This is a genomic window from Thermodesulfovibrio hydrogeniphilus, assembly GCF_054657355.1.
On record NZ_BAAHYW010000001.1, the window covers coordinates 938,677 to 951,867 of the forward strand.

Here is a 13,191-nt window from a genome sequence, read left to right on the forward strand (position 1 = left end):
GCAATTAAATAATTTTTGAATTTTGGAGGGAATATCATGAAAAAGGGAATAAAAAAATTGGTCTTTATTTTGCTGAATGATCCGGACTCCTCCAAAAGAAGAGAAGCAGCAGAGGAACTTGCATACACAGATGAAAGAGCTATATATCCACTTATAAAAGCCTTAAGAGATGAGAGTCCTGCAGTACAGGAAGCAGCTTCTCAATCTTTGATTACAATAGGAATTTCGGATTCAGAAAATTTCCTTGTAAATCCAGGCGAAATAGTAACATACATGGTTTTACCACTCCTTAGGGAAAATGAGGCTTATTTAAGAAATACAACCCTTCTTATTTTAACTGAGGTAGCAAAAAAAGCTCCGAATCTTCTGTATCCACTTTTGCAGGATAAAGACCCAGACATAAGAAAATTTGCCCTTGATTTAATGGCTGACATAAAGGAGGGATTTGATATTTCCTATTCCATTCCCTTGCTCAAAGACCCAAATGCAAATGTAAGAGCTGCTGCTGCACGAGTAATTGGAGAGACGCAGTATAAAAAAGCTACTCCTGCATTAATTGAAGCACTTCAAGATGAAGAATGGGTTGTTTTCTATGTGCTTCAAGCATTGGCAAACTTAAAGGCTGAAGAAGCCATAGATGCAATAGGTGAACTTCTTCTTACTACTGATTCCTTGCTTGTAAAATCTGAGGCAATAGAGACTCTCGGAAGAATTGGAACTGAAAAAATTATTGAACCTCTTTTGAAGTATTTTCCTATGGCAACTCGGGATGAAAAAATAGAAATCATAAAGTCTCTGATAAGAGTTGGCATAATCCCACCCAATACCGAAGTTAAAGATATTCTCATATCAATTTTTAAAGAGGGAGATTGGGAAGAAAAAATATTAGCATTGAAAGGTATTGAGCTAACAAATTTAACAGAGGCTATACCATTAATAATAGAAGAAGCCGGAGCACTGGATCCATCTTGTTTTGACTATGATGAGAAAATAAGCATGCTTCATGATACGCTTTTGAAAATTGATTCTGAAGATGAATTAATATTTCTTCTTGAAAAGGACAAGTTAAAATACAGGGCAAAAGCTTTTGTAATAAGAACACTTGGCATGATGAGAAGTAAGAAAGCTGTTCCGATTTTGTTAAAACTTTTAGAGGACATAAAAAGAGATATAAGAATAGCCTCAGCAAAGGCTCTTGGCGAAATTGCTGATGACGAAGCAGTACAGGCACTTATAAAAAAGGGTATAGAAGACCCTGATGCAAATGTACGCAAAGCAGCGATAGAGGCACTCGGAATGATTAGAGCTGAAGAAGCATTTGAACCACTTCTGAAGCAACTTGATATTGAAATTTATCCAGACATCATTGAGACAATCATTATCTCATTAATAGAAATTAATCAAGACAAGTTTTTAAGTGGATTGAAAAACTACAGGAGTGAAGTAAAAAAAATATTAGCTGGTATAGTGCTATCAATGGATATTTTAAATATGTTAATTAATTGCGAGGATATGGAAGTAAAAAAGGCTGCTATTTATGGATTGGGCAGAGTAGGAACTGATGAAGCTATTTATAAGATTATTGAATTTATCTCATCGGATAATAAAGAACTAAAAAAAGCAGCTATAGCAGCACTTGGAGAGGCAAGATTTTGCTCTGATATACTCTTTCAATGTTTACAAGACGAAGACCCGTGGGTCCGTTATTATGCAGTTAAGGCATTAAACTTAAGTTGCGATGCAGAGTTAATTTTAGAAAAATTAACTCCCCTGCTTGATGATCCCTTTCCACCTGTAGTGATAGCTGTAGTGGAGGCTTTAGGTGAAATAGGTGGAGCTGAAGTTTATGAAATACTCTCTGCAAAAAGAGAGCATCCGAATGAAGAAGTTAGAGAAAAAATAGAGGAGGTTTTAAATAGACTATGACAACTGTTACAACCTCTTCAACAACTATGTCAGATGATGTTTTTAGACAATTGAGAGATTTCATCTATGAAAAAACTGGTATTTATGTGCCTGACAACAAAAAATACTTTCTTGAAAACAGACTTAGCAGGATTATCAAAGAAAGAAATTTTCGTAATTACGAGGACTATCTTAATTATCTAAAATTTAGTGCCACTAAAACTGATATTGCAAGACTTTTTGATGCGGTTACAACAAATGAAACTTTTTTCTTTAGAGAACCACAGCAATTTGATGTTTTGGCAAATCACTTAATACCTCAAATACTTAAAGAGAATGCCCAGATGGGAAGAAAGGATATAAAAATCTGGTCAGCAGCATGTTCAACAGGCGAAGAACCATATACAATTGCAATGATTCTTCTTGAAAAACCGGAGCTTTCATTGATAAAAAAAGAAATTTATGCCTCTGATATTAGCGAATCAGTTCTTATGTCTGCAAGAAAAGGAATTTATGGCTCTTATGCAGTAAGGAACATTCCGCCTGTTTATATGGCAAAATATTTTAAGGACTCTGGTGGACTTTATGTTCTTTCAGAACAAGTAAAATCAATGGTAAAATTTATGAACATAAATCTCATTGATGAGAAAGAAGTAAGACAACTTAAAGGCATAGATGTTGTTTTTTGCAGAAATGTTTTAATCTACTTTGATGACAAGGCTAAGAAAAAAGCGGTCTCCCTGATTTACGATATTCTTCGTCCAAAGGGTTATTTATTTGTTGGTACTTCTGAAAGCTTGCATAACATAACAAGAGCTTTCAGACCAGTTGTTATTAATAAAGTCATTGTCTATCAAAAAATATAGTGGAGGTTTATATGAGAATTCTTGTAGTAGATGATGATAAAACAACAAGAAAAATGTTACAACTAATCCTTAAAAGCAAAGGATATGATGTAGTAACAGCAGAAAATGGCATGGACGGACTTCAAAAATTAGGGCTTGAACAGATAAACTTAATTTTAACAGATATGAACATGCCTTATATGGACGGAATAGAATTTACAAAGCAAGTAAAAAACTCTCCAGAATACTCTAATATACCTATAGTAATGCTTACAACAGAGGCAGATGAAGAAGAGAAAAAAAGAGCCTATGAAGCGGGAGTTGATGATTATCTTGTAAAACCTGCGACAGCAGAACAAATTGTAGAGTCAATGAAAAGAATCATGAAAAAAATATTTGGTAAAATGTAGGAGGGAGAAATGTTTAATTATAAAATCAAAGTATTAGTTGTTGATGACTTCCCTACAATGAGAAGAATAGTGAAAAATCTTCTAAAACAGCTTGGATTTGAAAACATAGATGAGGCTGAAAATGGAGAGGATGCTCTCCGCAAATTAAAAAGTAGTGGTGATTACAAGCTTGTTGTCTCTGACTGGAATATGCCTGTTATGGAAGGCATAGAGCTTTTGAAACACATAAGAAATGATCCTCAGCTCAAGGATATAGCATTTCTAATGGTAACAGCAGAGGCTGAAAAGGAAAAAGTTATTGAGGCAATTAAGGCAGGAGTTGACAACTACATCGTAAAACCATTTACCGGCGAGGTTTTAAAAGAAAAGCTTGAAAAAATTGTGCAGAAAAAACCTTTCCTTAAGGAGGGTAGCTAATGCCAGATGAGATGGATGAAATAATACAAGAGTTTATAGTTGAAGCCGAAGAAATACTTGAAAACTTAGACCCCCTATTTGTAGAGCTTGAGCAAAAAGGTGAAGACCTTGACATTATAAATGAAATCTTCAGAGGAATGCATACATTAAAGGGAGCTGCTGGATTCTTAGGATTTCAGCAGATCGTTGATGTAGCCCACAGAGCGGAGACAATTCTTAAGAAAATCAGAGAAGGAGAGATGTCAATTTCTCCAGAAATTACAGATGCAATTCTAAAAGCAACAGATACGCTTCGTCTTTTAATATCTCATATAAAAGCGAAAGAAGATGTTCAAGAAGATATAAATCCAACACTGCAAATTCTGGACAGCATTTTATCGCATTCTGAAGAGAGAAAACCAGAGGAAATCGGACATAAAGAAGAACCTGAAAAAGTTCAACCTTCAAAAGAAGAACCCGCTCAAGAAGAAACAGCACCAATTCAGCCCGCAGAAACACAAAAAGAAGCACCAAAAGAAACTCCAAAGGAAACAACCAAAGAAATACCTAAAGAAGTAGCAACGCTCAGAGTGGATGTAGCAAGAATAGATAAAGTTATGGATTTAGCAGGAGAGATTGTTCTTGCACGGAATAGATTGCTTAATCTTGCAAATAAGCTTGAGGCTAAATTTGCTGGCGATGAAAATGTAGAAGGGCTTGTGGAGACAACAGCTTTTTTGGATAGAGTCACATCGGATTTACAGCTCGCAGTGATGAAGATGAGGATGCAGCCTTTGCAGAAGGTTTTTGGCAAATTTCCAAGAATGGTTCGTGACCTTGCAAGAACTCTTGGAAAAGAGGTAGAACTTGAAATAATTGGTGAGGAAACAGAAGTTGACAAGTCAGTAATTGAAAATATAGGAGACCCTCTGGTTCATATAATCAGAAATTCAATAGATCACGGAATTGAGCCTCCAGAGGAAAGAGTTTCAAAGGGTAAACCTCAAAAAGGAAAAATTATAATTAATGCCTATCAAAAGGGCACCCAAATAATAATTGACATATCAGATGACGGCAAAGGCATTGATATAGAGGCAGTAAAAGCTAAAGCTATTACTAAGGGATTAATCACTGTTGAAGAAGCTGAAAAAATGACCGATGAAGCTGCAATAAATCTTCTTTTCTTGCCCGGTTTTTCAACGAAAGATGTATCCACTGAGGTTAGTGGAAGAGGCGTTGGAATGGATGTTGTAAAAACGAATGTAGCAAAACTCAATGGTTATGTTGAGGTATTTACAGAAAAAGGCAAAGGAACAACATTTAGAATAAGTCTACCGCTTACCCTTGCAATAATTCAGGCAATGATGGTGCATGTTGGAGATGAAACATATGCAATTCCTCAGTCAATGATTGAAGAGACATTAAGAATCAAAGTAAGCGAGATAAAGGAAGTTACAGGACAAAAAGTTTTAACAGTAAGAAATAAAGTATTACCCATATTTATGCTAAATGAAATACTCGGAACATTTGGAACAAATGAAACACAAACAAAATATGTTCTTGTTGCATCTGTTGGAGATAGAAGATTCTGCATAGGAGTCGATTCTGTGCTAGGACAGGAAGAAATTGTGATAAAGACTATAAACGGAATAAACTCTGAGGAATGCGGCATAATGGGAGCAACCATTACAGGCGAAGGCAAGGTCGTTTTAATCCTTGACCTTGCTATTATTTCAAGAAGATTTTTAAGCACAAAATAAAGATACAGGAGTAGATAAAATGAAACAGTATATTGGTTTTATTTTGGGAGAAAACGAATATGCCATTCCTATTCTTGTTGTTCAGGAAATAATTAAACTCCCAAATATCACAAAAATGCCAAATGCACCTTACTATGTTGAGGGAGTTACAAATCTTCGTGGAAGAGTAATTCCAATTGTCAATTTAAAAAGAATTTTGGGCATGCCTGAGGAGGAACAGGGAACCAAGGTAATAGTAATGACAGCTGGTAAATTAACATTTGGCGCACTTGTTGATAATATTACTGGCGTTGTCAATATTGATGAAAAAAGCATTGAGCCTGCTGAAGAGTTTATGCAGCAAGGACAAAATCAGATTGAAGGTGTTGCACGGCTTGATGATAGACTTTTGATTTTACTTGAAGTAAAAAAACTTATTCCCGTTGAAGACCAGAGTCTTTTTGAAGAAGAAATTGTTGATATTGTTGAAGAAGGCGATAAAGTAGAGGTTATCAAAAAAGTAACTGGTATTGGTGGAGAAACAACTGTAAAAGAAGTCATTGATGCGAAGTCTCTCCTTGAAATGAAGGGAATATCACAGGATGACCCAAGATACCAGTTAATAGAAGAAATTGCAAAATTTATGGAGACCGTATCTGCGGGAGAATTTGAGAAGGCTGAAAAAATTTTAAACAGCGTTATTCAAAAAAGTCAGAGTGAGTTGTTTAAAGAGGTTGGAAAAGTTGCAAGAAAACTACATGAATCTCTAAAAAGTGTAAAAGAAGCCCTTGATCCGAGATTAAGAGACATAGCTGTTGAGCAAATGCCAAGAGTAGTTGATCAGCTTCAAATGGTTATTGACAAAACAGAAGAAGCTGCAAACAAAACAATGGAAATCGTTGAAAAATACATACTTAAAATGGATGACCTTGCTTCTCATATAAGAAACATTCAAGGGAATGAGGAGGCAGTAAAATTTTTAAAGGAGTTTAAGGATTCCCTTGAAGATGACCTAACGGAAATTTTAACCACGCAATCATTCCAAGACCTAACAGGTCAGGTATTAAAGAAGGTGATAGCACTTGTTGGAGACCTTGAAGTAGAGCTTGTAAAATTGATTGCCACATTTGGTCTAAAAATTGAAGAAAAAGAGCCAATTAAAAAAGAGGTAGAGAAGGTATCTCAGGAAGATGTAGATGAATTACTTAAAGAATTTGGATTTTAGGAGGGTATGATTTAATATGATAAAGGTTCTTGTTGTTGATGATTCAGCTTTCATGAGAAAAGCTTTGACATCTATGCTTCAGGAAGACCCAGAAATAAAAGTTATTGGAACTGCCAGAGACGGATTAGAAGCAATTGAGCAAATTCAAAAACTGAAACCAGATGTAGTCACACTGGATGTAGAAATGCCAAGAATGGATGGACTTACTGCATTGAAGGAAATCATACAAAAATGTCCTGTTCCTGTAATCATGGTAAGTTCCCTTACTACAGAAGGTGCCAAAGTAACTTTGGAGGCTTTGGATCTTGGAGCAGTTGATTTTATTCCTAAAAATCTGTCCGAGCTTTCAGTAAACATAGTAAAAATTAAAGGTATGCTCATAGATAAAATAAAAACAATAGGCAGAAGAGGACTGGTTAAAAGAAAACCAACAGTGAGACCTGCTGAACCTACCAGAGTAGAGACACCTAAAGTAGAACCACCAAAGGTAAAATTAGCGACCACTGAGAGAAGAATAGGTATTGTATCAATTGGAACTTCAACAGGTGGTCCTAAAGCATTACAGGAAATCATTCCAAAACTTCCAAAGGACTTTCCTGTTCCAATTGTAATAGCTCAGCACATGCCACCTAATTTTACAAAACCCTTTGCTGAAAGACTTGATCAACTAAGTCAGTTAACTGTAAAGGAAGCAGAAGAGGGCGAACCCATAAAACCCGGAATGGTTTACATTGCACCAGGAAGAGGTCATATGAGGCTTAAAAGAAGAGGCATTGAGACTTTGATTTCAATATCTGAAGATAAAGAAGATTTTATTTATCGTCCAAGCGTTGATGCCTTGATGGGCTCTGTTGCAGAAACTTTTCCCGGTAGATGTCTTGGAGTTATACTAACAGGAATGGGAAATGATGGAGAAAAGGGATGCAAAAAAATGAAAGAAACAGGGGGAAAAATATTTGCCCAAAGTGAGGATACTTGCGTAGTATATGGTATGCCCCGTGCTGTTGTTGAGGCTGGTATTGCTGACAAGATTGTGCCTCTTGAGGAAATGGCTGGAGAAATAATAAACGCAGTATAAAAAGTAAGGGGAGGAAAAGTGCAGGAAGAAATAATTGAGAGGATTATACTTAAAACAGTAGACATACCTTCTTTGCCTCCTATTGCTATGAAGGTAATGCAATTAGTAAAGGATGACTATGCATCTTTAAAATCCCTTGAGGAAATTATCACCCGGGATCAAGGTTTTACAACACGGCTTTTGCGAATTGCCAATTCGCCATACTATGGACAGGACAGAAAAATAGAGAGCATCTCTCAGGCTATTATGTTAATAGGCTTTGATACTCTCAGGTCTTTAATATTAGCAACATCACTGAGAGACCTCCATAGAAAGTACGGACCATTTGAACAAAAGCTATGGGAGCATGCACTTGGTGTAGGACTTTGTGCAAGCCTTATAGCCATGATAACACATTTATCAAATTCAGATGAAGCTTTGGTATGCGGATTAATACATGATGTGGGCAAGACTGTAATTAATAATGCAATGCCTGAGATGTATATAAAAGTATATGAAAAAGTATACCAAGAAAAAAGGCTTTCCATTGAAATTGAAAATGAATTATTAGGTTTTAATCACACGATTATCGGAAATCTTATCTCTAAAAAATGGAAACTACCTGAAAAATATGAAATAGTAATAACCTATCATCATGAAAGTACATATGCTGACCATGAAGACCCTGCATTTGCGGATATTTGCAACATTATAAAAGTCTCAGACCAGATATGCCTAAATCTTGGAATTGGATTAAAAGAACCAATAGAGGTTCCAATAGAAAATGACTTGGTTGGTATGAATGAGGAGGAAATGGCTGAAGTTATAGGATTGTTTAAACTAAAATTTGAAAAGCAAAAAGACTTACTACTAAACTGAAAATGTCTCCTCGCGATGAAATAGATAGTGTTGGACCTTACAGAAGTATAAGACCTATAAAAGAAGGCTCTGTGTTTGCAAGATATAAAGTAAAGAAAAAAACTCCCAAAAAAGAGTCCTCCGAAGAAGAAAAACTTCCAAAAGAGAAAAAAGATTCAGAACACAGGATTGACATAGAAGCATAACTTTCCGCCTCAGGAAAAAATTTCCTATCCACTCTAATAAAAATTCAAGTCTGGACTTATCTTTAAAACTGGCACAAACTTTGTTTACTCATTCGCAGGAGGTGAGATAATGTATAAAGGCATTTATATATCAATGACTGGAATGAGTATGCGGGCGTATGAACTTGATGCGGTCTCCAATAATCTCGCCAATATTAATACAACAGGATATAAAAGGCAAAGCTTTGGTAGTGCCCTTTATCCTCTGCTTTCAGGCAGACCCTCAGAGCCAAGAGCTATTTATCAGGGAGCAAGGGCTCAGACTTTTTTCGGAACGCAGTATATTGACACTTCTCAGGGTAAATTAAGGAAAACCGAAAATCCCTTTGACCTTGCCATTCAAGGAGAAGGATTTTTCGCTGTTCAAGTCGGGCAAAGGACTCTTTACACAAGGGAGGGTTCTTTTACAAGAGACAGCGAAAACTATCTTGTAAATCAAGCTGGATTAAGAGTTCTTGATGAAAACAATGCTCCTATTATAATTGATGGAACAAAGATAGAGATAGGGCAGGATGGAAGTGTTTTTGTTGATGGAAATCAGGTCGCAAAAATCAAACTTGCCAGATTAAATAACATAAGGCATGTAGGACAGTCTCTTTACGAAGGCAATGAAGAAGGACCAGCAGCAGGTAAAATACTGCAGGGTTGGATTGAAAGTTCAAATGTTAATCCTATGACCGAGATGGTCCACATGATACAAGCAATCAGGAACTTTGAATTCGCCCAGCGAATTACAGCTAATTTTGACCAGCTCGCTCAAAGAGCTGTTTCTGAGATAGCAAGGATTTAGGAGGAGGTATAAAATGTTAAGGTCACTTTTTACTGCAGCAACAGGCATGTATGCACAGCAATTAAACTTAGATGTAATATCCCATAACCTCGCAAATGTTAATACAACAGGTTTTAAAAAGAACAGGGCTGAATTTCAGGATTTGCTTTATCAAAACATTATTCAACCCGGAGCGCCATCTGATGACGGAACTCAATATCCTTCAGGCATTCAAATCGGACATGGAGTAAGACCAGTTGCAGTTGCTAAATTTTTTAACACAGGGGATCTAATAAATACTGGTAATCCTTTGGATTTAGCAATTGACGGAGAGGGCTTTTTTCAGGTAACAATGCCTGATGGAACAATTGCCTACACAAGGGCTGGCAATTTCAGATTAGACAAGGACGGAAGAATTGTAACAAACGATGGCTATCCCATTGAGCCGGGAATTACAGTTCCAGCAGATGCTATAAGAATAACAGTTGGAGCAGACGGCAGAGTAACAGTCCAGCAACCAGGAACTGTTGCACCAGTTGAAATAGGAACAATTGAGCTTGCAAGATTTATTAATCCCGGAGGACTTCAGGCAATTGGTAAAAACCTATTCCTTGAAACTGATGCCTCAGGAGCTCCAACAACAGGAGCACCCGGCACTGAGGGAAGAGGCACAATAATTCAAGGCTTTTTAGAAATGTCCAATGTAAATATTGTTGAAGAGCTTGCAAATATGATAATTGCCCAAAGGGCATTTGAGATTAACTCAAAGGCAGTTCAGACCTCAGATGAAATGTTACAAACAGTATCCACACTTAAGAGGTAAAAAATGAGAGACTTTAAGAAACGAGCTCCCTTCGCCTGTCATCGCGAGTTATATTTTTGCTTTAATTGCGAGTTTCCTTTTCGTCATTGCGAGCCTTTTTTTCGTCATCGTATGTTAGATATATGGACATTGCGAGAGATTTTATTTCTGAGGCTATACTTTCTTTTTATGAGATTGCTTCGCCTGCCTGTCGGCAGGCTCGCAATGACCCCATCCTTCGTCATTGCAAGGCATCAACCTCTTTGTCATTGCGAGGAGCGAAGCGACGAAGCAATCTCTTCTTTTATATTGCTTCGGCCTCCTATCGGATGCATCACAAGAACGAAGAATTAAGGAGTGGAAAATGAAAGCCTTTAAGATAGGCTATATTTTCATAATGATTTTGCTAATTTTTATAGCCTCGTTCACCTATGCCTTTGATACAGTTTTGCTTTCTGCCATGCTTAAGGAAGAGATGAAGAAAATAACCAATCAGAATGACATCCAGATTGGACAGATAAAATTCATCGGTTTTGCACCTACAGAAAACTGCATGCCTCAGAAATTGAAAATTACAGAAATAAAAAGACCAAGCTCAGTTGAGTTTACATTCTACTGCGGAACAAGACAATACAGGGCTGTTGCAAATTATGAAATTCTGGCAACTATCTTTGTTTCTCAAAGAATTTTAAAGAGAGGTGATGTAATCACTGAATCAGATATTATTGAAATCAAAAAACCCTTAAACAGAATTCCATCAGGTGCAATAATGGAAAAACAAGAAATTATTGGAAGAATTGTCAAACGGACATTGGCGCAAGGATTAATCATCAAAGATGACCATCTCTATTCCGGCATACCAGTGAAAAGGGGAAGTAAAGTTTTTGTGATGATTAATTCTGGACAGGTCAGTATTATGACAGAAGGTGTTTTAAAATCTGACGCTACTGTTGGAGATTTAGCTAAAGTACAATGCCTTCAAACTGGCAAGGAAATTGTAGGTAAGCTCATAGAAAAAGACAAAGTGAGGGTGAGCTTATGAAAATCTTAAAATTATTAATATTAATCTGTGTTTTAATTGGCATAGCAGCGTGTTCAGAACTTAGGGAAGTTAGAGAAGTAAAAAATGCTGGCATGCCACCTAAGTATTATCCAGAGCCTCAGCAGAATATAACATCCTCAAGCGAGGGATCTCTCTGGAAAAACAAAGCATCCCTATTTGAAGACAAAAAAGCTCGTAGAGTTAATGACCTTGTAACAATCATAATTAATGAGACAACATCAGCCCAAAAAAAGGCATCCACCTCAGCTTCAAGGGATTCATCGTCAAACTATGGACTTGATACATTTTTTGGCATGAATACGGATTTCAATATCCACAATCTTCCAATCATAAACGGATTCTACAAGGCTGGAAACATTTTTTCTCCCTCGGTTTCAGGTTCAGCCAAAAGTGACTTTAAAGGTAGTGGTGATACAACTCGGGGTGGAACTATTTCTGGAACGATTACTGCAAAGGTTGTAGAAGTGCTTCCCAATGGAAATCTTGTTATAGAGTCCAGAAAAGAGATTTTTGTAAATAATGAAAAAGAAATCTTAGTACTAAGGGGAATAATAAGACCAGATGATATAAGCCAGAATAACACTATTCTCAGTCAATATGTAGCTGATGCGCAAATATTCCTTGTAGGTGAAGGTACTTTGGGTGATAAGCAGTCTCAGGGCTGGCTTGTCAGATTTCTTGACAAAATATGGCCCTTCTGATATCGGTAATTGGTGGTTGGTGAATGGTGGATAGTGAAAATATAAAAATTTGGAGGATACAGAAATGAAAAGAGTAAAAACCATAGCTCTGTTGACTTTGGTGGTTATTATTTTCACATTCAACATTTCCTCTGCTGAAAGGATTAAAGATATAACAAATTGGGCAGGAGTTAGAGAAAACCAGCTAATAGGCTACGGACTTGTTGTAGGACTCAATGGAACAGGCGATAAAGATGGAACATATCTTTATCAGCCTATAGCTAACATGTTAAGCAGAATGGGAATCACTGTTAATGTCAAGGATTTAAAAGGTAAGGTTAAAAATGTTGCAGCTGTAATGGTAACAGCTAAATTGCCTACTAACATAAAGCCCGGAGCTAAAATTGATGTTCAGGTCTCTTCAATTGGTGATGCTAAATCCCTACAGGGTGGAACACTTTTGCTTACTCCTCTTGTTGGTCCAGACGGAGAAGTTTATGCCTTGGCACAGGGACCTGTTTCAGTTGGAGGATTCATCGCAGCAGGAAGAGCTGCGCAGGCAGTTAAAAATCATCCAAATGTTGGATATATTCCCGAAGGAGCAGTAGTTGAAAAAACAGTTCCTGTTAACTTGAACGCTAAAAATCAGGTTCAGTTAATTTTGCAGTCTCAGGACATAACAACAGCAACAAACATAGCTGAAAAAATTAACGAAAAATTCAAGACAAACATTGCAAAGGCTGATGACCCATTAACTGTTTCAATAATTGTTCCAGAGAACTTTAGAGGAAGGGTTGTGGATTTTATGGCAGAGGTTGAAAAGATAGAAGTTGCAACAGATGTGCCTGCAAAGGTTGTTATTAATGAAAGGACAGGAACTGTTGTCATAGGCTCAAATGTAAAGATATCTCCCACTGCCCTTGCACATGGTGGGTTGACCATCACAATAAAAGAAACTCCTGAGGCTGTTCAGCCTCCGCCCCTTGCTCCTCGTGGAGCACAGACTGAAGTTGTGCCAAGAACAGAGCTAAAGGTTGAAGAAAAACAGGCTTCTTTATTAGAAGTCAGTGGCTCTACTGTTGGAGAACTTGTTAAAGCCCTTAATGCTCTCGGAGTAACACCTAAAGATTTGATTTCAATTCTACAGGCTCTTAAAACTGCAGGTGCTTTAAAGGCTGAATTGGTATTAATGTGAGG

General features: G+C 36.9%; 14 protein-coding genes. All 14 read left to right on the top strand.

What is annotated here, in order from left to right:
* Positions 1-36 precede the first annotated feature (36 nt).
* The 14 genes from ACYQ3P_RS04755 (at position 37) to ACYQ3P_RS04820 (ending at position 13,189) form a co-directional block, all read left to right on the top strand.
* Positions 37-1,926: a HEAT repeat domain-containing protein gene (locus tag ACYQ3P_RS04755; RefSeq protein WP_460176796.1), complete on the top strand. Its 1,890-nt coding sequence runs from the start codon at positions 37-39 to the stop codon at positions 1,924-1,926.
* The gene (locus ACYQ3P_RS04760) at positions 1,923-2,771 is read left to right on the top strand and encodes a CheR family methyltransferase (protein WP_460176797.1); all 849 of its coding nucleotides are present in this window, start codon (positions 1,923-1,925) and stop codon (positions 2,769-2,771) included. Before ACYQ3P_RS04755 ends, ACYQ3P_RS04760 begins: the two co-directional genes overlap by 4 nt.
* Positions 2,772-2,782: 11 nt before the next feature.
* Complete coding sequence (locus ACYQ3P_RS04765) at positions 2,783-3,160, top strand: response regulator (RefSeq protein ID WP_460176798.1); 378 nt, start codon at positions 2,783-2,785, stop codon at positions 3,158-3,160.
* A gap of 9 nt (positions 3,161-3,169) precedes the next feature.
* A complete protein-coding gene (locus tag ACYQ3P_RS04770; protein WP_460176799.1) occupies positions 3,170-3,577 on the top strand; it encodes a chemotaxis response regulator CheY in 408 nt (135 codons plus the stop codon).
* Positions 3,577-5,316, top strand: coding sequence for a chemotaxis protein CheA (locus ACYQ3P_RS04775; protein ID WP_460176800.1), 1,740 nt, complete (start codon positions 3,577-3,579; stop codon positions 5,314-5,316). Before ACYQ3P_RS04770 ends, ACYQ3P_RS04775 begins: the two co-directional genes overlap by 1 nt.
* A gap of 19 nt (positions 5,317-5,335) precedes the next feature.
* Positions 5,336-6,520 (top strand): protein phosphatase CheZ, encoded by a 1,185-nt coding sequence (locus ACYQ3P_RS04780; protein WP_460176801.1) that lies wholly within the window; start codon positions 5,336-5,338, stop codon positions 6,518-6,520.
* Between the two features lie 16 nt (positions 6,521-6,536).
* Positions 6,537-7,598 carry a protein-glutamate methylesterase/protein-glutamine glutaminase gene (locus ACYQ3P_RS04785; protein ID WP_460176802.1) on the top strand — a complete coding sequence of 354 codons (1,062 nt, stop codon included), beginning with the start codon at positions 6,537-6,539 and terminating at the stop codon, positions 7,596-7,598.
* Between the two features lie 18 nt (positions 7,599-7,616).
* Complete coding sequence (locus tag ACYQ3P_RS04790; protein WP_460176803.1) at positions 7,617-8,456, top strand: HDOD domain-containing protein; 840 nt, start codon at positions 7,617-7,619, stop codon at positions 8,454-8,456.
* Between the two features lie 2 nt (positions 8,457-8,458).
* Positions 8,459-8,641, top strand: a complete 183-nt coding sequence (locus ACYQ3P_RS04795) for a hypothetical protein (protein WP_460176804.1) — start codon at positions 8,459-8,461, stop codon at positions 8,639-8,641.
* Positions 8,642-8,750: 109 nt separating this feature from the next.
* Positions 8,751-9,470 carry a flagellar basal-body rod protein FlgF gene (gene flgF, locus ACYQ3P_RS04800; protein WP_460176805.1) on the top strand — a complete coding sequence of 240 codons (720 nt, stop codon included), beginning with the start codon at positions 8,751-8,753 and terminating at the stop codon, positions 9,468-9,470.
* Positions 9,471-9,483: 13 nt separating this feature from the next.
* Positions 9,484-10,272 (top strand): flagellar basal-body rod protein FlgG, encoded by a 789-nt coding sequence (gene flgG / locus ACYQ3P_RS04805; protein WP_460176806.1) that lies wholly within the window; start codon positions 9,484-9,486, stop codon positions 10,270-10,272.
* A gap of 343 nt (positions 10,273-10,615) precedes the next feature.
* Positions 10,616-11,293 (top strand): flagellar basal body P-ring formation chaperone FlgA, encoded by a 678-nt coding sequence (flgA, locus tag ACYQ3P_RS04810; protein ID WP_460176807.1) that lies wholly within the window; start codon positions 10,616-10,618, stop codon positions 11,291-11,293.
* Positions 11,290-12,015, top strand: coding sequence for a flagellar basal body L-ring protein FlgH (locus ACYQ3P_RS04815; RefSeq protein WP_460176808.1), 726 nt, complete (start codon positions 11,290-11,292; stop codon positions 12,013-12,015). Before flgA ends, ACYQ3P_RS04815 begins: the two co-directional genes overlap by 4 nt.
* Positions 12,016-12,079: 64 nt before the next feature.
* Positions 12,080-13,189 carry a flagellar basal body P-ring protein FlgI gene (locus ACYQ3P_RS04820; RefSeq protein WP_460176809.1) on the top strand — a complete coding sequence of 370 codons (1,110 nt, stop codon included), beginning with the start codon at positions 12,080-12,082 and terminating at the stop codon, positions 13,187-13,189.
* The last annotated feature ends 2 nt before the right edge of the window (positions 13,190-13,191 follow it).